This is a genomic window from Micromonospora rosaria (assembly GCF_001567585.1).
Taxonomy (GTDB): Bacteria; Actinomycetota; Actinomycetes; order Mycobacteriales; family Micromonosporaceae; genus Micromonospora; species Micromonospora rosaria.
This window is the reverse complement of record NZ_LRQV01000079.1, coordinates 1-20,451: the sequence shown is the minus strand read 5'-3', so window position 1 is coordinate 20,451 and position 20,451 is coordinate 1. Positions and strand designations below refer to the sequence as shown.

The window sequence follows — 20,451 nt, the reverse complement described above, 5'->3', positions numbered from 1 at the left end:
TAGATAATCTAGCGATCAAGGAGGCGGCGATGCGGTCTCAGGGACGTGCGCGCTGGTTCGGCCTGCTGGCGCTCAGCCTCGGCGTCGCGACGATCATCGTGGACGCGACCATCGTCAACGTCGCGGTGCCGGCGATCATCCGGGACCTCGGCATCACCTCCAGCGAGGCCCAGTGGGTGCAGGAGGCGTACACCCTGGTTTTTGCGGCGTTGCTGCTGGTGGCCGGCCGGTTCGCCGACCGGGCCGGGCGTCGCCGGATGTTCGTCACCGGGGTGGTGGTCTTCGTCGCGGCCAGCGTCCTGGCCGCGGTCGCCGGCTCGGGGGAGGCGCTGATCGGCGCCCGGGTGCTCCAGGGGCTCGGCGGCGCGATGATGCTGCCCACCTCGCTGTCGCTGCTCAACGCCACCTTCACCGGGCGGGAGAAGAGCATCGCGTTCGCCGTCTGGGGGGCCACCATCGGCGGTGCCGCCGCGCTCGGGCCGCTGCTCGGCGGCTGGCTCACCACCGAGTACTCCTGGCGGTGGGCGTTCGGGATCAACGTCCCGGTCGGCGCGGTCATCGTCGGGGCCACCCTCGCCCTGGTCGCCGAGTCCCGCGACGACCGGGTCGAGCGGGGCGTCGACTGGCTCGGCGCGCTGCTGTCCGTGGTCGGCATGACCGGGGTGGTCTTCGCCCTGATCGAGGGGCGCACCTACGGCTGGTGGTGGCGCGAACAGCCGGTCGACCTCCTCGGGCTGGACTGGACGGCCGCCGTCTCGCCGGTACCGGTCGCCGGTGGGCTGGGGCTGCTCGCCCTCGCCGTTCTCGTCCGCCACCAGATCCGGCGCAACCGGGCCGGCCGGCCCGCCCTGCTCGACCTCTCCCTGTTCGGCATCGGCTCGTTCCGCAACGGGATCACCGCGGCGGCGATCGTCAGCCTCGGCGAGTTCGGCCTGCTCTTCGCGCTGCCGCTGTGGTACCAGAACGTCCTCGGGTACAGCGCCTTCGGCACCGGGCTGGCGCTGCTGCCGCTCGCCGTGGGCAGTTTCCTCTCCAGCGGGCTCGGCGCGGCGCTCACCCGGCGCTGGGGTGCCGTCCGGGTGGTACGCCTGGGTGTCGCCGCCGAGCTGGTCGGGGTGGCCGGTCTCGGGCTGGTCGTCGCCCCGGACACCCCCTGGTGGGCGCCGGTCGGCCTGCTCTTCGTCTACGGCGTCGGCGTCGGCCTGGCCACCGCCCAGCTCACCGGGGTCTCGCTGCGGGAGGTGCCGGTCCGGCAGAGCGGGCAGGGCTCCGGGGTGCAGAGCACCGCCCGGCAGGTCGGCTCCGCGCTCGGCATCGCGGTGCTCGGTACCGTCCTCTTCGCCAGCCTGGGCGGCCTGCTCGGGGCCCGCCTCGCCGACCAGCCCGGCCTCGACCCCGCCCAGCGCGACCAGATCGTCACGGCGGTGAAGCAGAGCGCGGGCGCGGCCATCACCGGCCTCGCCGACGACCCCGCCACGGCGGCGATCGCCGCCGAGGCCCGCGCCGCCTTCTCCGACGCCACCCGGTACGCGGCCTTCGCCGCCGCCGCCTTCCTCCTGCTCGGCCTGGTGGCCTGCGCCCGGCTGCCCGTGGAGGTGGAGGCGGAGAAGGAAGGGCCCCCTGTTAACGCCTCCGGTCGAGAAGGGCACCCTTCTCACACCCCGGAGCAGGCGCCCGGCTCGGGGCGGGAGCGCACGCCGGAGCAGGCGCCCGGCTCGGCGCAGGAGGGTGCTCCGGCGCAGGAGGGTGCTCCGGAGCAGGGGCGGCTTCCGGGGCAGCGGCCGGCGGGGTCACCAACTGGTGGGTAGCGGCATCCCCTCGGTGTAGCCGGCCGTGCTCTGCACCCCGACCACCACCCGCTGGTGGAACTCGGTGAGGTTGCGTGCGCCCGCGTAGGTGAACGCGCTGCGTACCCCGGCGATGATCTCGTCGATCAGGTCCTCCACGCCGGGCCGGTGCGGGTCGAGGTACATCCGGGCCGAGGAGATGCCCTCCTCGAAGACCGCCTTGCGGGCCCGGTCGAACGGGCTGTCGTCGGCGGTCCGGGCGCTCACCGCCCGCGCCGAGGCCATCCCGAAGCTCTCCTTGTACCGCCGGCCGTCCTCGTCGGTGTAGAGGTCGCCGGGGGACTCGTACGTCCCGGCGAACCAGGAGCCGACCATCACGTTGGAGGCCCCGGCCGCCAGCGCCAGCGCCACGTCCCGGGGGTGCCGGACGCCCCCGTCGGCCCAGACGTGCCGGCCCAGCTCCCGGGCCGCCGCCGCGCAGTCGAGCACGGCGGAGAACTGCGGTCGGCCCACCCCGGTCATCATCCGGGTGGTGCACATCGCGCCCGGTCCGACACCCACCTTGACGATGTCGGCGCCCGCCTCGACCAGGTCGCGTACCCCCTCGGCGGTGACCACGTTGCCGGCCGCCACCGGGACGCCCGGGGCGACCGCGCGGACCGCCCGCAGCGCGGTGAGCATCCGCTGCTGGTGACCGTGCGCAGTGTCCACCACCAGCGTGTCCACCCCGGCCTCCAGCAGCGCCCGCGCCTTGCCGGTGACGTCCCCGTTGATCCCCACCGCCGCCGCGATCCGCAGCCGGTTGCGGTCGTCCACCGCCGGCCGGTACAGGGTGGCGCGCAGCGCCCCCTGCCGGGTCAGCACCCCGACCAGCCGGCCGTCGCCGTCCACCACCGGCGCGAGCCGGCGGCGGGCGGCGGAGAGCCGGTCGAAGCCGGTCCGCGGGTCCGCGTCCGCCGGGATGGTGTGCAGCTCGGTGGACATCACATGGCGTACCTGGGCGAAGCGGTCCACACCCTCGGTGTCCGCCTCGGTGACCACCCCGAGCGGCCGGCCGTCGTCGTCCACCACGACGACCGCCCCGTGGGCGCGCTTGGGCAGCAGGTGGATGGCGTCGCCGACGGTGTCGGTCGGGCCCAGGGTGATCGCGGTGTCGTGGACCAGGTGCCGCTGCTTGACCCAGGCGACGACGGTCGCCACCACGTCGATCGGGATGTCCTGCGGGATCACCGCGATCGCGCCGCGTCGGGCCACCGTCTCGGCCATCCGCCGCCCGGCCACCGCCGTCATGTTCGCCACCACGAGGGGGATCGTGGTGCCCGTGCCGTCGTTCGTGGCCAGGTCCACGTCGAGGCGGGAGCCCAGATCGGAGCGGGCCGGCGCCATGAAGACGTCGTTGTAGGTCAGGTCGTGCGCGGGGACCGTGCCATGAAGAAACCTCACCCGGCCATCATTCCCGCCCGCCGGGCCCCGCGCCCCCTGGTGTACCGGGAACCACTGGTTGCGGTGGTCACCCCGCCGCGTGGTCAGCCGAGCAGCAGGGCGACGGCGACCACGGTCATCACCAGGGCGATCACGCCGTCGAGCACCCGCCAGGCGGCGGTCCGGGCCAGCAGCGGGGCCAGCCGGTGCGCGCCCGCGCCGAGCGCGGTGAACCACACCCCGCTCGCGGTCATCGCCCCGGCCCCGAAGAACCACCGGTCCGGGTGCTGCTGGGCGATCCCGCCGAGCAGCAGCACGGTGTCCAGGTAGACGTGCGGGTTCAGGTACGTGAAGGCGAGGCAGGCCAGCAGGGTCGCCCGGAGCGTGGCCGGCGGGCGGTCGGCGGGGTCGAGCGCGTCGGGGCGTACCGCCCGGCGGATCGCCAGCGCCGCGTAGCAGAGCAGGAACGCCGCGCCGCCGTACCGGATCGCGGTGAGCAGGCCGGGCTGGGCGGTGACCGCCGTGCCGACGCCGGCGATGCCGGCACCGATCAGCAGGGCGTCGGAGGCCGCGCAGGTCAGCACGACCGGCAGCACGTGTTCGCGGCGCAGGCCCTGGCGCAGGACGAAGGCGTTCTGCGCGCCGATGGCGACGATCAGCGCGAGGGAGACGGTGAACCCGGCGACCGCCGAGGTGAACATGTCGGGTGTCGGCACACGCCGACGCTACGAGCGGCGCCCGACACCAGTCCAACTGAACTTTCTAACCCCGCATAAGCTGGGCTGATGGAAGGGCTGGACGCGACGCACCTGCGGACCCTGGCCGCCGTGGTGGGGGAGGGCAGCTTCGAGGGCGCCGCCCGGCTGCTGCACGTCACCCAGTCGGCGGTCAGCCAGCGGATCCGCGCCCTGGAGGCCGCCGTCGGGCAGGTCCTGGTCCGCCGGAGCCGGCCCTGCCGGGCCACCCCGGCCGGCGAGCCGCTGCTGCGCCTCGCCGGGCAACTGGTCCTGCTGGAACGGGAGGCGCTGGCCGAGGCGCGCGGGCCACTGTCGGGTACGCCCGGGTTCCGCTCCGGCGTGGGTACCGGAACCCGGGTGGCCGTGGTGGCCAACGCCGACTCCCTGGCCACCTGGTTCGTCCCGGCGCTGGCCCGGCTCCCGGCGGACCTGGCGGTCCGCTTCGACGTGCGGCAGGACGACCAGGACCACACCGCCGACCTGCTCCGCGACGGGACCGTGATGGCAGGGGTGACCGCCCAGCGGACGCCGGTGCAGGGCTGCCGGGTCCGCCGGCTGGGTGCCCTGCGGTACCGCGCCCTGGCCGCGCCCGCCCCGGCCGGCCGGTGGTTTCCCGACGGGATCACCGAGGAGGCGCTCGCGGCGGCTCCGGTGATCGTCTTCGACCGCCGGGACCGGGTGCAGCACCGGTTCATCCGGGCGGTGGCCGGCCGGGACCTCGACCCGCCGGTGCACTACGTCCCGTCGGTGCCCGCGTTCAGCGAGGCGATCCGGCTGGGCCTGGGCTGGGGCCTGGTGCCGGAGCAGCTCGCCCGCGCCGACGTGGCCGCCGGCCGGTGCGTGGACCTCGCCCCCGACCGGTTCGTCGACGTGCCGCTGTACTGGCAGCACTGGCGGCTGGACTCGCCCGTCCTGGCCGCCCTCACCGAGGCGGTCCGCGCCGCCGCCGCCGACGCCCTTCGCTGACGCGCCCCGCGCCGCCGCCGACGCCCTCCGCTGACCCGCCCCGCAGCGCCCCGCCGACCAGCCCCAGCAGCGCCCCGGGCCGTCGCGTCCGTCCCGGCGCCCGCCGTCCCTCACGCCCGCCTGATCGCGTCCGCCCCGCTCACGCCGCCAGCGCCCGCAGCGCCCGGCTGGCGTGGTGAGAAGGGTTCCCTTCTCTACCGGAGGCGTTAAGAAGGGGCCCTTCCTTACACCTACCTACGCGATGGTGCAGATGGTGGCGCCGGCGGTGAGTACCGCGCCCACCTCGGCGGCCAGCCCGTTGACCGTGCCGGCCTTGTGCGCGTACAGCGGCTGCTCCATCTTCATCGCCTCCAGCACCACCACCAGGTCGCCCTCGGTGACGATGTCCCCGTCGGCCACCGCGATCTTCACGATGGTGCCCTGCATCGGGGAGGTCAGCGTGTCGCCGCTGGCCCCGCTGGCCGCCTTGGCGGCGCCGCCCCGGCGGGCCGGCTTCTTCGCGACGGGCGCGGCGGCGGCCGTACCCGAGCCGAAGCCGGCGGGCAGGCTGACCTCCAGCCGCTTGCCGCCCACCTCCACCACGACGGTCTCCCGCTCGGTGGGGGCGTCGGCGGGGCCGGCGGCGGCGGTGAAGGGCTCGACGGTGTTGTCGAACTCGGTCTCGATCCACCGGGTGTGCACGGTGAACGGCGCGGCGGTGAACGCCGGGTCCCGGACCACCAGGCGGTGGAAGGGCAGCGCGGTGGCCATCCCCTCGACCACCATCTCGTCCAGCGCCCGGCGGGCCCGCTCCAGCGCCTCGGTCCGGGTCTCGCCGGTGATGATCACCTTCGCCAGCAGCGAGTCGAAGTTGCCGCCGATGACGTCCCCGGCGGAGATGCCGGTGTCCACCCGGACGCCGGGGCCGGTGGGCAGCCGCAGCGCGGTGACCGTGCCCGGGGCGGGCAGGAAGTTGCGGCCCGGGTCCTCGCCGTTGATCCGGAACTCGATGGAGTGCCCGCGCGGCGTCGGGTCCTCGGTGAACCGCAGCTTCTCCCCGTCGGCGATCCGGAACTGCTCGCGGACCAGGTCGATGCCGGCGGTCTCCTCGGTGACCGGGTGCTCCACCTGGAGTCGGGTGTTCACCTCCAGAAAGGAGATCGTCCCGTCCGCGCCGACCAGGTACTCCACCGTTCCCGCGCCGTGGTACCCGGCCTCCCGGCAGATCGCCTTCGCGCTGTCGTGGATCTGGGCCCGCTGGGCGTCGGTGAGGAACGGCGCCGGAGCCTCCTCGACCAGCTTCTGGTGCCGGCGCTGCAACGAGCAGTCCCGGGTGCCGACGACGATCACGTTGCCGTGCTGGTCGGCGAGGATCTGCGCCTCGACGTGGCGGGGCCGGTCCAGGTACCGCTCGACGAAGCACTCGCCCCGGCCGAACGCGGCCACCGCCTCCCGGGTGGCCGACTCGAACAGGTCCGGGATCTCGGTCATGGTCCGGGCCACCTTCAGCCCGCGCCCACCGCCACCGAAGGCGGCCTTGATGGCGACCGGCAGGCCGTGCTCGGCGGCGAAGGCCATCACCTCCTCCGGGCCGGCGACCGGGTCCGGGGTGCCCGGGACGAGGGGAGCGCCGGCCCGCTGGGCGATGTGCCGGGCGGTGACCTTGTCGCCGAGGTCGCGGATCGCCTGCGGGGTGGGGCCGATCCAGGTCAGCCCGGCGTCGAGCACCGCCTCGGCGAAGTCGGCGTTCTCGGCGAGGAAGCCGTACCCGGGGTGCACCGCGTCGGCGCCGGCCCGCGCCGCCACGTCCAGCAGCTTGTCGATCCGCAGGTACGTCTCGGTCGCGCTGTCCCCGCCGAGGGCGTACGCCTCGTCGGCGAGGGTGGCGTGCAGGGCGTCCCGGTCGGAGTCGGCGTAGACGGCGACGCTGCCCAGGCCGGCGTCACGGCAGGCCCGGACGACGCGGACGGCGATCTCGCCACGGTTGGCGATGAGTACCTTTCGCACGTGTGACTCCTCCCCCTGTCGTTGCCCGGGAGTGTATCGGCCGGCGCGGCCGGCCTAACGATCGCTCAGTGTGGCCTGCCGCACGTCACGAACCGGCCCGCCGAGCCGGACGCGAGGCGAAATAATCGGCTGTGACCAGGAGATTCGGGTGGGGTGCGGGCCGGCGGTGCGGTGTCGGGGCCGGCGGTCCGGGCGCGTGCGGAGGCTGTCTCCGCAGTCGGCCTCCGCAGTCGCTGCCGCTGCCGTTGCGGGCGTCGCCCCGCCCGGACGCCGCCCCGCCGGCCCGGACGAGGAGCCAGGATGATCGAGACGCACGGGTTGCGCAAGGCGTTCCGGTCCCGCGCGGGCCGGCGGACCACGACCGTCGACGCGGTACGCGGCGTGGACCTCGCGGTCGCCGAGGGTGAGATCTTCGGCTTCCTCGGCCCCAACGGCGCCGGCAAGACCACCACCCTGCGGATGCTCGCCACCCTGATCCAGCCCGACGGCGGCGAGGCGGTCCTCGCCGGCGCCGACCTGCGCCGGGCCCCGGGGGAGGTGCGCCGCCGGATCGGGTACGTCGCGCAGGGCGGCAGCACCTGGGACGAGTCCACCGCCCGCGAGGAACTGGTGCTCCAGGCCCGGATGTACGGCATCGGCAAGGCCGACGCGCAGGCCCGGACCGTCCGGGCCCTCGACTCCTTCCAGCTCAGCGAGTACGCCGACCGCAAGTGCCGGACCTACTCGGGTGGGCAGCGACGGCGGGTGGAGATCGCGCTCGGCATCATCCACGAGCCGAGGATCGTCTTCCTCGACGAGCCCACCACCGGGCTCGACCCGCAGAGCCGCGCGTACATGTGGGACGAGATCCGGCGGCTGCGCGCCGAGGGGATGACCGTCTTCATCACCACGCACTACCTGGAGGAGGCCGACGCGCTCTGCGACCGGATCGCGATCATCGACCACGGGGAGGTGGTCGTGGAGGGTACCCCCGCCGACCTGAAACGGGAGGTCTCCGGGGACGTCGTCCTCGTCGGGCTGGACACCCCCGCCGCCGTCGAGTCGGCCACCCGGCTGCTCGCCGACGAGCCGTACGTCCGCACGGTGGAGGCCGGCGAGGGCACCGGCCTGCGGCTCTCCGTCGACGAGGGGGCCACCGCCATCCCCCGGATCCTACGTCGGGTCGACGCCGCCGGGCTGGACCTGCGCTCCATCGGGCTGCACCGGCCCAGCCTCGACGACGTCTTCCTCACCAAGACCGGCCGCTCGCTGCGCGAGTCCTGACCGCACCCGGGAGTGACCATGAAACTCGCCCGCGACACCTGGCTGATCTTTCAACGGCAGATCCTGCTGCTGCTGCGCAACCCCGTCTGGGTCTTCGTCGGGGTCTTCCAGCCGGTGATGTACCTGCTGCTCTTCGCCCCGCTGCTCAAGGCGGCGCTGAACGCGCCCAGCCAGGCCGCCGCGTACAAGATCTTCGTACCGGGTCTGTTGGTGCTGCTGGCCATCTTCGGCGGACTCTTCCAGGGCTTCGGCCTCATCGCCGAACTGCGTGCCGGGGTCATCGAACGGTCCCGGGTCACCCCGATCAGCCGGTTCGCCCTGCTGCTCGGCCGCTCCCTGCGCGACGTGGTGTCGCTGATCGTCCAGGCGGTCATCATCACCCTGCTGGCGCTCGCCTTCGACCTGCGCGTCCTCCTCGGCGACCTGCTGCTGGCGTACCTGATGCTGGCCCTGATCGCGCTGATGACCTCGGCCGTCTCCTACGGCGTCGCGCTCAAGGTGAAGAGCGAGGACGCCCTCGCCCCGCTGATGAACACCATCGCCCAGCCCCTGCTGCTGCTCTCCGGCATCCTGCTGCCGCTGGCCCTGGCCCCCGGCTGGTTGCAGGCGGTGGCCCGGTGGAACCCGTTCTCCTGGGCGGTGGACGGCACCCGGGCCCTCTTCGCCGGCAACCTCGGCGACGACAAGGTCTGGCAGGGGCTCGGCATCATCGCCGTGCTCGCCGTCGCCGCCGTCGTCTGGGCCGCCCGCCAGTTCGCCCGCAGCGTCCGCTGATGCTGTAAGGAGGGGCCCCTTGTTAACGCATTCGGTAGAGCAGGGGCCCCTTCTTAACACCACGCTGGGCAGCGCAGCCCGCCGAGCGGGGGACCGGGTGAGGGGAGGGGTCAGCGGACGCGGGCCAGGGTCAGGCCGTCCGCCACCGGCAGCATCACCGCGTCCACCCGTACGTCGGCGAGCACGTCGTCGTTGAACGCGGCGATGGCCCGGTCCGCCTCGTCCTGCGGGGCCAGGACCCGGCCACCCCGCAGGACGTTGTCCACCGCAATCAGGCCACCCGGCCGCATCCGGGGCACCAGCTCCGCCCAGTAGATCGGGTAGCCGGTCTTGTCCGCGTCCACGAAGGCCAGGTCCAGGTATCGCTCCTGGGGCAGCTCCCGCAGCGTGTCGCCGGCCGGGCCGATGCGCAGCTCGATCCGGTCGTCCACGCCGGCCCGCGCCCAGTACCGCCGGGCGATGCTCGTGTACTCCTGGGAGATGTCGAAGCAGGTCAACCGCCCGTCCTCGGCCAGGCCCCGGGCGATCGCCAGGGACGACAGCCCGGTGAAGGTGCCCACCTCCACCGCCTGCCGCGCACCGACCAGCCGGGTGAGGAAGGTCAGCAGCGCGGCCTGCTCCGGCGCGACCTGCATCCGCGCCTGCCCCGGCAGCACCGCCTGGGTCTCCTCGGCCAGGTCCCGCATGATCTCGTCCGGCGGTGACCCGTGTGCCACGAGGTAGGCGTGCAGGTCGTCGGTGAGCGGCAGCGACTTGGTGGTCATGACTGGACGTTAGACCAGCGGCTGCACCGATTGGCCGCCCGGCGCGACCTTCGTCCACAAATCGACGATCCGCAGGTCCAGGTCGGCGAGGAGGCGGCGCAGCAGGGGCAGCGAGAGCCCCACGACGGTGCTCGGATCGCCCTCGATCCGCTCGACGAACGGGCCACCGATCCCGTCGATGGTAAACGCCCCCGCTACCGCCAACGGCTCACCCGTCCCGACGTACGCGGCGATTTCGTCGTCACCGATCGACGCGAAGTGCACCACCGTCGAGGCCACCGCCGCAGCCTGCCGCCCGTCGGTGACGTCGACCAGGCAGTGCCCGGTGTGCAGCACCCCGCTGCGCCCCCGCATCCGTTCCCACCGGCGGACCGCGTCCGCCGCGTCGTCCGGCTTGCCGAGAACATCCCCGTCGAAGGCCAGCACCGAGTCGCACCCGAGCACCAGCGTGCGCTCACCGTCGCCCGGCCGCAGCCGCCCGAGCACCGCCGCCGCCTTGCGCCGGGCCAACTCCAGGCAGAGGTCCTCCGCCCGCTCGTGCGTCACCTGGGATTCGTCGACCCCACTGACCAGCACGTCGGGTTCGACCCCGGCGGCCTGGAGGAGCTTGCGGCGGGCAGGGCTCGCCGAGGCGAGCACGAGACGGATCGGCGTCGTGTTCGGCACGCCGCCGAACCTACCTGCTGATCCGGGGCGGCGGGTCGTCGCCACGACGGCGACGACGATTCATGTACATCCACACCCCGCCCGCCGCGACCAGCACCCCGAGCGTGGCCAGCCCTCGCGCCGTCGACCCACCGCCGCCGTCCGGCCCCGCCGCCGCCGACCCGCCCGGCCCGACCGCCGTCGGGGTCGGCCCCGCACCGGCCGTCGGCTGCGCCGTCGACGGCACCGACCCTAGCGGGGGTACGTCCGCAGTCAGCGCCGCCACCAGGTCGATCACCCCGTGGCCGTACTGGTCGTCCCGACCCGGCGGCCCCTTGTCCACGGCGGTCGCGGTCAACCGGTGTACGACCTCGCTCGCCGGCAGCGACGGATACTTCGCCCGGATCAACGCCACCGCCCCCGCCACGATCGCCGTGGCATCGGATGTGCCGGTGCCCCTGCGGTACTTCCCGCCCGATGAGGTGCTGTAGATGTCGACGGCAGGCGCGACGACATCAACCTCTGGTCCCGTTACGGAAATAGCGGCATGATTCCCGTCTCGATCAATGCCGCCTACGACAATTACTTCTTGCTGTGCGGCTGCAAAACTGATATGAGGATCGCGTGGTTGATTGCCCACGGCGGCGACGATGACGATATCAGCGCTCGTAGCGGCTTTAACGGCCTCTTGGAGTTCAGTTGTGCTGGCGGCCACGGAGGAGATGCTAATTATGTCAGCGCCTTTTCTGGTGGCCTGCAGAATCGCGGCAGCGAGGTCTTTGCTATCGCCTGTTGCGTTGGTGACCCTTGTTCGGATTGGCAAGATCTTGGCCATGGGTGCCACGCCTAGCGCTCCACGGGCTGCGCCTTGGCCGGTAGCTGCGATCAGGCCAGCCATTCCTGTTCCGTGGCTATCCTGATCGCTCTGGCCGTCGCCGCTGCCGCCGGGGACGATATCGGCTCCAGGGAGTAGGTTATTGCGTAGGTCGGGGTGTGGATCGACGCCGGTGTCGGGAACTGCGACGATCACACCCTGCCCTCGACTTATGCCGTGTGCCTCGTTGGAGTTCAGATATTGCAGGTGCCACTGATCGCCCCGAATCTGGTCAACGCCGGCGGGACTTGGTGCAGCTTGCCCGACGGCGGCGGGAAATGTTGCCCCCAGCAGGGAAAGCGCGAGAACTTGAGCGGTGCGGATTCTCACCGGTTAAGGCCGATAGCTGGACCGGGGTCGATTGGGCCTTCCTCGTCGGGCGGGCGAACGACGGGTGCGACTCCTTGCTCTGTCTCCCACGGGTGATCTGGGTCCCAGCGCCGCGACTCGGTGCCATCAGGTTCGTGTCGCTCTCGTCGGCCAGGCAGGCCACCGGCAGGAGGCATGCCGTGGCCGGCGCTGAACTGCGAGCTACGGCCGAGGCCGGGACGGGAGCCGGCACCGCCCGTTGGCGCGGTTCCTGCTCCCCCACCGCCGATCACGCCGCCAATCGGGTTGACCCGCCTCGGCGGAACAGCGCTGGCGGCCGGCTGCCCGAGTCCCATCCCGGGAACACCACCGATGAGCCCACCTGGCGGCATCGCCCTTGGGGTGCTAGGTGGTACGGCATGGGGTGCACCGTTGACATTTCCGCCAATCGGTCTTCCAACCGTTCCCGGCTGAGAAGTTCCGCCGCGCCCGGATATGGCACTAGGTGGCATGGTCGGCGGTAGCCCGATTGTTGGGCCGGGGGGCGCCGGGGGCGAGGGCGTTGCGGCGAGGGGCGGGGTGGTCGGGGGCGGCGCTAATCCGCCCCCGACCCCCCCAAGCACAGGCCCTGTACCAGGCGACGGGGTGGGCGTGCCAGAAGCCGGGCCGCCCAACACAGGTCCGGCTGCAGGTGCGGTGGGCATTGTCACTGGTCGGGTAGTCGTCGACGGACTCTTGATCTGTCCACTGCCTCCAACAGTTTTTACGGGCACGGGAACAATTGGTGGGATGATTGGTGCGATGCCAGGTGTGTAGACATCGGAATTTGCTTGATCCGCGCCTGGATTTTTTCTTGGCGGAGGTGGGGGCTTTTGGAGCATTACTTGGGCGTGTTGGAGTTCGCCGCTGAGGCCGTACATGATGGTGCGTGCCTGTGCGTCGAGCCGGGTCAGGTCGGCGTCGGTGACCGGTGGGCGCTCGGGTAGGCGACTTCCGGCCACTGCCTTGGGGTCGGCGACGATCTCCTCGTACGCCTGCTTCTGTCGGCTCTTGGTGACGTACTCGTCGTAGACCTTTCGCAGTTCACCCCGGCTGCTGGCGATGGCGTGGGTGGCGGCGGAGAGCGCGCTGTAGTTGGCGGCTGCCGCGTCATGCGTCCGCTGTACCCGCTCGATCAGTTGGTCCAGTTCGCCGAGGTACGCGCGGGCGGCGGAGTTGGTCTCCGGCGGCCATGCCTCGGCCAGGCCGCGTCGGTACTCCTGGAGCCGGGACAGGTGCATCTTGGCCAGGTCGCAGACCTTGCCCCAGCCGGCCACCTGCCGCCACTGGTTGGTGGTGTCCTGGTCCTGGAGGCAGGCCCACATGCTGGGCACGTTCATCAGGTGCCAGTCGGTGAGGCCGGAGGTCCGGCCGCTGCCGCGTTCGATCATGGCAGCACCACCGGCCCGGCGTTGTCGGGCCCGGTCGGATCGACCAGCCGGGGCGCGACGACCGGCAACCCGGCGGCCTGTGTGCCGGCGAGCGCCTGCTCCACATCGGTCACCCGGGCGGCGGAGAAGGCGTCGGACTCCTGGTACGCCCCGGCGACCCGGCCGGCGGCCTGGGCGAGCCGGCCGGTGTGCCCGCCGACGGCGTAGACCATGTCGGTGGTCGCCTGCTGGGTCTCGTGGTGCGCCTGGAGAAAGTGGACCAACTCGATGAAGGCGTCACACGGGTTGGGCAGCTGCGCCTGCATGTCGTCGGCGATGTACGACAGGTGCGGCGCGTAGTGCCGCTGCACCTCGGCTTCGAGTTTCGCCGCGAAATCCCGGAGCTGACGGATGTCGGCCTCGATGCCACCGTAGCCGCGCAACCAGGATGCTGGGCGGTCCTCCTCGGGGATCATCGACCCCTCCCTACCTGTCACGGCACCGTCTCCCTGAGTGAGGTTAGCCGGTGAGGTGAGGCCCTGGCAGCCCCGTACCGTCGTGGGTCAGCGGGGCAGGCCGGAGGCGCGCCAGGCGCCCGGCCCGGCAACGGTGCCCGGGTGCGGGGGCCGGCCGCTGCGTGCCCACGCGGACGGGGCCGGCCGGTCGGGAGCGGCGGCCGGGTGCGACCGGGCCGCGAGCACGCCCACGAGGGCGGCCGTCTCCTCGGCGCTGGGTGTGCCCCGGACGACCCGGAACAGCGGTTCTTCGGCAGCCATGGCCTCAGGGTACGCGCCGACGCACGTCCTTTCCCGCACAGTGGCGTGCCGGCGGTGTGAGCGTCACAGCCGCCGGGTACCGTCTCTGGCGATGTCTGACGCGCAGCCCCAACTCGTCGCCAACCGATACCGGCTGATATCGCCGCTCGGCCAGGGCGGCATGGGTCGGGTGTGGAAGGCGCGCGACGAGGTGCTGCACCGGGACGTGGCGATCAAGGAGTTGGTGCCGCCGCCCGGCCTGACCGACGACGAGCGGCGCGAGATGCGGGAGCGCTCGTTGCGCGAGGCGCGGGCCATCGCCCGCCTCAACAACGTGAACGTGGTCCGGATCTTCGACGTGCTGCGCACCGACGGTGACCCGTGGATCGTCATGGAGTACGTCGCCTCGAAGTCGTTGCAGGACACCATCGCCGAGGACGGTCCGGTGACACCGGCCCGCGCGGTGGAGATCGGGCTGGGCGTGCTCGGGGCGTTGAAGGCGGCGCACCGGGCCGGCGTGATGCACCGGGACGTCAAGCCCGGCAACGTGCTGCTCGGCACCGACGGCCGGGTGGTGCTGACCGACTTCGGGCTGGCCACCATCCCGGGCGACCCGAACGTGACCCGCACCGGCATGGTGCTCGGCTCCCCGGCGTACATCTCGCCGGAGCGTGCCCGCGACGGCACGACCGGGCCGGAGGCCGACCTCTGGTCGCTGGGCGCGACGCTCTACGCCGCCGTCGAGGGCAAGTCGCCGTACGCGCGGCCGTCGGCGATCGCCACCCTCGCGGCGCTGGCCACCGAGCCCATGCCGCCGCCGAAGAACGCCGGCCCGCTCAAGGCGGTGCTGAACGGCCTGCTCCGCAAGGATCCGGCGGAGCGGATCGACGCCGACGTCGCCGAACGACTGCTGCGCCGAGCCGGCGGGAAGCGTACGCGGACGATTCCCCTGCTCGACGGCGTGCGCCGGCCGGGGCCGAACGGTCCGCGCGAGCCGCGCCCGCTGGTGGTCCCGGCGCCGCGTCCGGCGGAGCCGCAGACCGGTGGCCAGTCGACCCCGCCCGCGCCCCGGTCGGCGGCAGCAGCCGCTGCCGGCGCTGCTGCCGCGGCGGCTGCCGACGCCACCGCGAAGGCGCCGACGACGAAGGTACCGTCGCCGGGTGGGCCGGCCGACGCGGACGCCACGACGAAGGTTCCGTCCGGCGAGGACGCCACCCGTACGATCTCGTCCGCCGACGCGACCACGAAGGTGCCGCCACCGGGGGAGACGGCCCCCGAGAGTGCCGACTCGGGTGGTTCCGACGCGGCACCGACCGCCAAGGTGGACGTGCCGAAGCCCGCCCCGGCGGCCTCCGGGGCCCCGCCGGCAGCGACTGGCCCGGCCGATGACGCGGCCCAGCCCCCGCCGGCCAACCCGACCGCGGTGCTGCCCGCAACGGCGGCTGCGTCGACCGGGCGGGCCACGGTGCCCGGCGGCACGGTGACGAAGTCCGGCCAGCAGCGGCGGAACCTGCTGATCGGGGCCGTGGTGGTGCTCCTGCTGCTCGGCCTCGCCGTGGTGGTGCCGCTGTTGACCTCCGGAGACTCCGAGAAGGAGCCGGGGGAGCAGGCCGGCGCCACCAGCACCGTCCCGAGCGGGTCGCCGTCCGAGCCGGCGGCACCCGCGCCGACCAGCGCCGCGCCGAGTCCGACTCCGAGCGCGTCGCCGAGCCCGACCCCGAGCGGTTCCGCGCAGCCCGGCCTGCCCGCCGGGTGGAAGCTCCACCGGGACCCGGCCGGCTTCTCCCTGCCGCTGCCGGAGAACTGGCGCCGCCGCAGCATCGATCGCAGCACGGTCGTCTTCACCGAGCCCGGTGGGGTCGGTGAGCTGCTCATCCAGTGGACCAACACCCCGAAGCGGGACGCCGAGGCGGACTGGCGCGAGCAGGAGCCGAACCGGAAGGACTACGTCAGCAACTACGAGTACATCGACATTCGCTCGTGTGACGGATTCTGGAAGACGTGCGCGGACTGGGAGTGGCGGGAGACCCGCGACGACACCCGCATCCGGGTCCGTAACCGGGGTTTTGTGACGGCGAGCAACCGGGGGTACGCGATGCGCTGGGAGGTCGCCGACCGGGAGTGGTCGGCGAGACTGCCCGAGTTCGACCGGATCGCCGAGGGGTTCGTGCCGGACCGGCAGGACTGAGCCGGCGGCCCCGGTCGGCCACATCGCTCCGGGATTCCCACACCGCGCGGGCCGATCTGCATGGACGGGTCACCAACTGGGTATCTCACCTTCGACGATGAAGGGGAGGTGCTACCGATGAGGTACCGACACCGAGCCGGTAAGCCGTGTGTGGCGCTGTGGGGCCTGATGGCGGTGTTGCTGATCGCCGCCGGGCTGCCGACGATGGTGGCGCTGCTCAGCGCCGTGACCGTGACCGTCCTCGTCCTCGCCGGATGGCTGATGGTGCGCCGTGGCGTCCCGGTCCGTCGTCCGTCGACCGCTGCGGCCGTACCCCGCCGCCGCGCCTGACCCGCTCGCTGCCGCCCCAGCTTCGTCGGCCCGCCGGGCAGACGAGGGTACGTGGGCAGGGTGACCCGCACCGGTACGTGCGGGCCCCGGCGGCAGTCGTTCGGGGCGCCGGAGGTGGACGCAGTGGCCGCCCGCACCAGGCGGACCGTTGCCCTGGTATTCGCTCACGCCCGCCAGCGGCTGTTACGGCGCAGCAGTGCGGCCACGTCGACGCGGTCGTTGCCGAGCAGGATGGCCCGTGCGTCCAGGTAACGCGGGCAGGGCCAGCGGAGCCGGCAGACGGGGCAGAGGCTGATCCGGAGCAACCGCCACAGCGGCGGCGGTTGGTGCCGGTCGGCGAGGAGCAGTGCGCGGTCCCGTTCCAATCGGACACCTCCACCAGGCGTGTGGGGACGCGCGGCGGCCCGCCGGGTACGGGGGAGACGCGGGCCGCCGCGCGGGGGGAACCGACTCCGCCAGGCTGCGGACCAGGGAAATCGGCCATGCACAACCTTATGCATATGCCTGGTCGCTAGGCAAGCCTTGTGCCTCCTGATGCATTCTGAAGCTTGTGGCTCCCCGTCGCGCGTGATCGAATGGCCGCGCGGACCAGGGAGTACAGATGCCTACCTCAAAAACCCAGAAGATCATCGATGAGCTGACCGAGAAAATTGAATCCGGTGAGTTGCGGCCCGGCGACCGACTGCCGAGCACGGCGGAGTTGCGTGCCCAGTACGGCGTCTCGATCACGGTGGTGCGCGGGGCCATCAACTGGCTCAAGGCCAAGGGCATGGTCGAAGGCATGTCCGGCGTGGGGGTGTTCGTGGCGGAGGCGCCGGAGCGGTAGCGCCGCTGCGGGCGATGGATGCGCCCGATGGATGCGCCGACGGCGCGTACCCGATGAGACGCGGCACGGCCGGGCGGGCCGTGGGGACGGCGCGCCCGGCCGGGGCCTGCGGGGTTTGCTACGTGTTGTTGGCGAGGGCGATGAGCCGGGTGCGGTCGCCGTTCCAGTGGTTGCGGTCGACGCCGCCGCTGATCCCGGAGACGCTGCCCGAGTCGGTGTACTGCCAGAAGCTCCAGAACGGGGCCCCGGCCGGCAGCGCGCCCGGGGTGCTGGACCAGCGGGCCAGCCAGAGCGGGTGGTTGGCCCACGGGCCGCTCCAGCTACCGGTGCACTGGTTCCACCAGCTCGTGGTGGTGTAGATGACCGCGTACCGGCCGGTGCGGGAGCGGTAGGTGTTGAGGAAGTCCTGGATCCAGTTGCGCATCGCGGTGGTGCTCAGGCCGTAGCAGTAGCCACCGGCGTACGGGTTGGCCTCGACGTCGAGGGCCGCCGGCAGGGTCCGGCTGTCCGCCGACCAGGCGCCACCGTTGCTGGCCAGGTAGTTGGCCTGGACCGCGCCGGAGGAGATGTTGGGCCGGGCGAAGTGGTACGCCCCCCGGATCACCCCGGCGTTGTAGGCGTTGACGTAGTTGGCGTTGAAGTTGGGGTCCTTGTAGCTCGTCCCCTCGGTGGCCTTGATGAAGGCGAACTGGACGCCCGAGTTGCGGACGCTGGTCCAGTTGATGCTCCCCTGCCAGTGGGAGACGTCGATGCCGGGGGTGGTGGCCGCTGCCGCCGGGCCGCTGGTGGCGACGAGCGTGACGGCGGCGGTGGCGAGCGCGGCGAGGCCGGCGGCGAGCAGCCGACGCAGCGGTGATCTGGTACGGAGCATGGTTCCTCCCCAGGAGCGCCTGTGATAGACGTCCATCTTTGGAGATAACTTTGCTCCGGTGCAAGACCAGAAAAGGAAAATTTCATCGACAGATCTGTATCACCACCCCTCGTCTGAGCTGGGGATCAGCGCAGCGTGTCCGGACCGACACGCCGGTGCAACGCTCGGTGACGCGCGACTGAGCGACCCAGGGCCGGCCGGTAAGCTCGCGGGCCATGCCCCTGATCGACGGCCTCACCTCCCTCTGGGACCGGCTGCTCAGCGCCCAGCCCGATCCGCCGCCACTGCTCGTGCTGCTGACCGCCGCCGGGGCGCTGGTGGTGGTCGCCACCCAGGTGCCGTGGCGGATCGCCCGTAACGTCGTCACCATCGCCCACGAGGGCGGGCACGCCTTGGCCGCCCTGCTCACCGGCCGCAAGCTGCACGGCATCCGGCTGCACTCGGACACCTCGGGGCTGACCCTCTCCGCCGGCCGACCGAGCGGGCCGGGCATGATCCTCACCCTGGTCGCCGGGTACGTGGCACCGTCCCTGGTCGGGCTCGCCGGTGCCGGGCTGCTCGGCGGGAACCGGATCACCCTGCTGCTCTGGGTGGCCGTGGCGCTCCTGCTGGCCATGCTGCTGCTGGTACGCAACGTGTTCGGCGTCCTGTCCCTCCTGGTCACCGGCGGGGTGGTGCTCGCCGTCTCCTGGTACGCCTCGCCGCAGGTGCAGGCCGCGTTCGCCTGGACCGGGGTGTGGTTCCTGCTGCTCGGCGGGGTACGACCGGTCTTCGAGTTGCAGCGGATGCGGTCCCGGGGGCGGATGCCGGAGTCCGACGCCGACCAGTTGGCCCGGCTGACCCCGTTCCCGCCGCTGTTCTGGGTGGGGCTCTTCGTGCTGGTCAACCTGCTGGCGCTGGTCGTCGGGGCGGCGTTGCTGGCGGGCCCCTTCGTCACCGCCTCCGGGCTGCTCGGCTGACCCGCCGCCGGCACGACCGTGCCGGCTTCGTGCGGCGAAGCGCACCCTGCCGGATTCGTGCGGCGGGGCGGCAACCGGCACCCCGGTACCGTGCGTGTCACCTGCGACCGGACACGGGGAGGTGGCGGGTGCCGGACGTCGAGGAGTTCGACGAGTTCTACCGGGGTAGCAGGCAACGGCTGCTCGGCTTCGTCTACGCGCTCACGGGAAATCTCTCCGAGGCCCAGGACGCGGTGCAGGAGGCGTACATCCGGGCGTGGCAGCGTTGGTCCACGGTGGGCGGGTACGACGACCCGGAGGCCTGGACCCGGGTGGTCGCCGCGCGGATCGCGGTGAGCCGCTGGCGCAGCCTGCGCAGCCGGGCCCGCGCGTACCTGCGCCACGGCCCCACCGACCCGGTTCCCCCGCCCAGTACCGACACGGTGGCGGTGGTCACCGCGTTGCGTCAGTTGCCCGAGGAGCAGCGCGTCGCCCTGGCGTTGTACTACCTGCTCGGCATGCCGGTCGCCGAGGTGGCCCGGGAGACCGCCGCGCCGGTCGGCACGGTCAAGGCCCGGCTGCACCGGGGTCGGTCGGCGCTGGCCGACCTGCTCGCAGTGTCCGACCTGGAGGAGGTCGCTGATGCGTGACGACCTGTCGTTCGCCGAACGCCTGCGGGAGGACCTGAGCGCCGTCCCCTGGCCCGAGCCGGCCGAGATCCGGGCCCGCGCGGGACGCCGCCGGCAGCGGCGTACCGCGCTGGGAGCGGCGGTCGTGCTGCTCGTCGTCGCCTCGGGGGTGGTGACCGCCGGGCGTCTGTCCTGGGGGTCCCACGGTGGGCTTCTGCCCGGCCTGGTCGGCCAGCCGACCCAGCGGGCCGAGATCCCCGTGGCGGCGCTGCTCGACCCGGCCGACCTGCCGGTCTCCAGCAACCTGCGGCTCGGGGACAGCGGGCTGGCCAAGCCGGTCTCCCTCGACGCCGGCCTGGAGCTCTGCGACAGCCGGCGGACCCCCGGGCTGCCGGTGTCCCGCTACTCCCGGTCGCAGACCCTGATCCAGCGCAGCCCGGCCAGCGGGCCCGGCGCGACCGGGGCGGCGCTCGTCAGCCAGGACGTGTACCGGCTGACCCCGGAGGCGGCCGAGGGCTTCTTCGCCGGCCTGGACGACCTCGTCGCCACCTGTTCGGGCGCCCGGAGCGAGGACACCGGTTGGACGGTCACGGGGCAGCGGGTCTCGGTCACCGTGACCCACGACTGGACGGTCTCCGTGCGCGACTTCGCCGGTGACGAGGCGGTCCTGTTGCAACACAGCCGGACCGCGCCGACCGGCGTCGGGTCGGACCTCGACCCCGGGTGGGCGTACCCGGTGGAGAACACGCTCGTCGTCCGGGTCGGTGACCTGATCAGCGTGATCGTCCCGGCGACCGGGCTGGAGGCCACCCCGTCGCTCACCCTGACGTCGGAACACCGCAACCGGCTGCTCGACCTGGGTCGGGCGGCGGCCGAGCGGATGTGCGTGGCGGCCAACCCCGCCTGTCGCTGAGCGCCCGGGTGTAAGGAGGGGCCCCTTATTAACAGACGTCTGTTAATAAGGGGCCCCTCCTTACA

General features: G+C 72.7%; 19 protein-coding genes and 1 pseudogene. 10 read left to right on the top strand and 10 right to left on the bottom strand.

Features of this window, described 5'->3' with window-relative positions; all coding sequences use genetic code 11:
• Nucleotides 1–29 precede the first annotated feature (29 nt).
• Nucleotides 30–1,589 (top strand): annotated as a pseudogene (locus AWW66_RS20015) (MFS transporter); the annotation flags it as partial.
• Nucleotides 1,590–1,790: 201 nt separating this feature from the next.
• Here the strand turns inward: AWW66_RS20015 and AWW66_RS20010 are convergent.
• A complete protein-coding gene (locus AWW66_RS20010; RefSeq protein ID WP_067368670.1) occupies nt 1,791–3,230 on the bottom strand; it encodes a GuaB1 family IMP dehydrogenase-related protein in 1,440 nt (479 codons plus the stop codon).
• Between the two features lie 83 nt (nt 3,231–3,313).
• Nucleotides 3,314–3,910 carry a LysE/ArgO family amino acid transporter gene (locus AWW66_RS20005; protein ID WP_067368667.1) on the bottom strand — a complete coding sequence of 199 codons (597 nt, stop codon included), beginning with the start codon at nt 3,908–3,910 and terminating at the stop codon, nt 3,314–3,316.
• 84 nt (nt 3,911–3,994) lie between these two features.
• Between AWW66_RS20005 and AWW66_RS20000 the strand changes: the two genes are divergently transcribed.
• Nucleotides 3,995–4,912 carry a LysR family transcriptional regulator ArgP gene (locus AWW66_RS20000; protein ID WP_067368662.1) on the top strand — a complete coding sequence of 306 codons (918 nt, stop codon included), beginning with the start codon at nt 3,995–3,997 and terminating at the stop codon, nt 4,910–4,912.
• 234 nt (nt 4,913–5,146) lie between these two features.
• On the opposite strand, the gene AWW66_RS19995 is transcribed toward AWW66_RS20000, so the two are convergent.
• On the bottom strand, nt 5,147–6,898 hold the full coding sequence (locus tag AWW66_RS19995) for an acetyl/propionyl/methylcrotonyl-CoA carboxylase subunit alpha (protein ID WP_067368660.1): 1,752 nt from the start codon (nt 6,896–6,898) through the stop codon (nt 5,147–5,149).
• Between the two features lie 300 nt (nt 6,899–7,198).
• Here AWW66_RS19995 and AWW66_RS19990 point away from each other — a divergent pair, with 300 nt between their 5' ends.
• Together AWW66_RS19990 and AWW66_RS19985 are read left to right on the top strand one after the other, a co-directional pair.
• On the top strand, nt 7,199–8,161 hold the full coding sequence (locus tag AWW66_RS19990) for an ATP-binding cassette domain-containing protein (RefSeq protein ID WP_067368657.1): 963 nt from the start codon (nt 7,199–7,201) through the stop codon (nt 8,159–8,161).
• An 18-nt stretch (nt 8,162–8,179) separates the two neighbouring features.
• Nucleotides 8,180–8,935, top strand: a complete 756-nt coding sequence (locus AWW66_RS19985) for an ABC transporter permease (RefSeq protein WP_067368655.1) — start codon at nt 8,180–8,182, stop codon at nt 8,933–8,935.
• A 110-nt stretch (nt 8,936–9,045) separates the two neighbouring features.
• Here AWW66_RS19985 and AWW66_RS19980 read toward each other — a convergent pair whose 3' ends face one another.
• The 5 genes from AWW66_RS19980 to AWW66_RS19960 form a co-directional block, all read right to left on the bottom strand.
• Nucleotides 9,046–9,699 carry an O-methyltransferase gene (locus AWW66_RS19980; protein WP_067368652.1) on the bottom strand — a complete coding sequence of 218 codons (654 nt, stop codon included), beginning with the start codon at nt 9,697–9,699 and terminating at the stop codon, nt 9,046–9,048.
• 9 nt (nt 9,700–9,708) lie between these two features.
• Nucleotides 9,709–10,365 (bottom strand): Maf family protein, encoded by a 657-nt coding sequence (locus tag AWW66_RS19975; RefSeq protein ID WP_067368648.1) that lies wholly within the window; start codon nt 10,363–10,365, stop codon nt 9,709–9,711.
• A 10-nt stretch (nt 10,366–10,375) separates the two neighbouring features.
• Complete coding sequence (locus tag AWW66_RS32855) at nt 10,376–11,542, bottom strand: S8 family serine peptidase (RefSeq protein ID WP_083978655.1); 1,167 nt, start codon at nt 11,540–11,542, stop codon at nt 10,376–10,378.
• 1,411 nt (nt 11,543–12,953) lie between these two features.
• Nucleotides 12,954–13,412, bottom strand: a complete 459-nt coding sequence (locus tag AWW66_RS19965) for a hypothetical protein (protein WP_067368644.1) — start codon at nt 13,410–13,412, stop codon at nt 12,954–12,956.
• 87 nt (nt 13,413–13,499) lie between these two features.
• Entirely contained in the window at nt 13,500–13,712 is a 213-nt protein-coding gene (locus AWW66_RS19960) for an acyl-CoA carboxylase subunit epsilon (RefSeq protein WP_067368641.1), read from the bottom strand.
• 91 nt (nt 13,713–13,803) lie between these two features.
• Here AWW66_RS19960 and AWW66_RS19955 point away from each other — a divergent pair, with 91 nt between their 5' ends.
• Together AWW66_RS19955 and AWW66_RS19950 are read left to right on the top strand one after the other, a co-directional pair.
• A complete protein-coding gene (locus AWW66_RS19955) occupies nt 13,804–15,879 on the top strand; it encodes a serine/threonine-protein kinase (RefSeq protein ID WP_067368639.1) in 2,076 nt (691 codons plus the stop codon).
• A 117-nt stretch (nt 15,880–15,996) separates the two neighbouring features.
• Nucleotides 15,997–16,209, top strand: a complete 213-nt coding sequence (locus tag AWW66_RS19950; protein ID WP_157527619.1) for a hypothetical protein — start codon at nt 15,997–15,999, stop codon at nt 16,207–16,209.
• Nucleotides 16,210–16,373: 164 nt separating this feature from the next.
• Here the strand turns inward: AWW66_RS19950 and AWW66_RS19945 are convergent, their stop codons facing one another.
• The gene (locus AWW66_RS19945) at nt 16,374–16,574 is read right to left on the bottom strand and encodes a hypothetical protein (protein ID WP_067368634.1); all 201 of its coding nucleotides are present in this window, start codon (nt 16,572–16,574) and stop codon (nt 16,374–16,376) included.
• A 236-nt stretch (nt 16,575–16,810) separates the two neighbouring features.
• Between AWW66_RS19945 and AWW66_RS19940 the strand changes: the two genes are divergently transcribed.
• A complete protein-coding gene (locus tag AWW66_RS19940) occupies nt 16,811–17,035 on the top strand; it encodes a winged helix-turn-helix domain-containing protein (protein WP_083978651.1) in 225 nt (74 codons plus the stop codon).
• 118 nt (nt 17,036–17,153) lie between these two features.
• On the opposite strand, the gene AWW66_RS19935 is transcribed toward AWW66_RS19940, so the two are convergent.
• Nucleotides 17,154–17,906 carry a GH25 family lysozyme gene (locus AWW66_RS19935; protein ID WP_067368632.1) on the bottom strand — a complete coding sequence of 251 codons (753 nt, stop codon included), beginning with the start codon at nt 17,904–17,906 and terminating at the stop codon, nt 17,154–17,156.
• 215 nt (nt 17,907–18,121) lie between these two features.
• Here AWW66_RS19935 and AWW66_RS19930 point away from each other — a divergent pair, with 215 nt between their 5' ends.
• The 3 genes from AWW66_RS19930 to AWW66_RS19920 all read left to right on the top strand — a co-directional run bounded on the left by AWW66_RS19930 (nt 18,122) and on the right by AWW66_RS19920 (nt 20,386).
• Nucleotides 18,122–18,865 carry a M50 family metallopeptidase gene (locus AWW66_RS19930; protein ID WP_067368631.1) on the top strand — a complete coding sequence of 248 codons (744 nt, stop codon included), beginning with the start codon at nt 18,122–18,124 and terminating at the stop codon, nt 18,863–18,865.
• A 128-nt stretch (nt 18,866–18,993) separates the two neighbouring features.
• Entirely contained in the window at nt 18,994–19,494 is a 501-nt protein-coding gene (locus tag AWW66_RS19925) for a SigE family RNA polymerase sigma factor (RefSeq protein WP_067368630.1), read from the top strand.
• A complete protein-coding gene (locus tag AWW66_RS19920; protein ID WP_067368627.1) occupies nt 19,487–20,386 on the top strand; it encodes a hypothetical protein in 900 nt (299 codons plus the stop codon). The genes AWW66_RS19925 and AWW66_RS19920 overlap by 8 nt, the downstream gene beginning before the upstream one ends.
• Nucleotides 20,387–20,451: the final 65 nt, after the last annotated feature.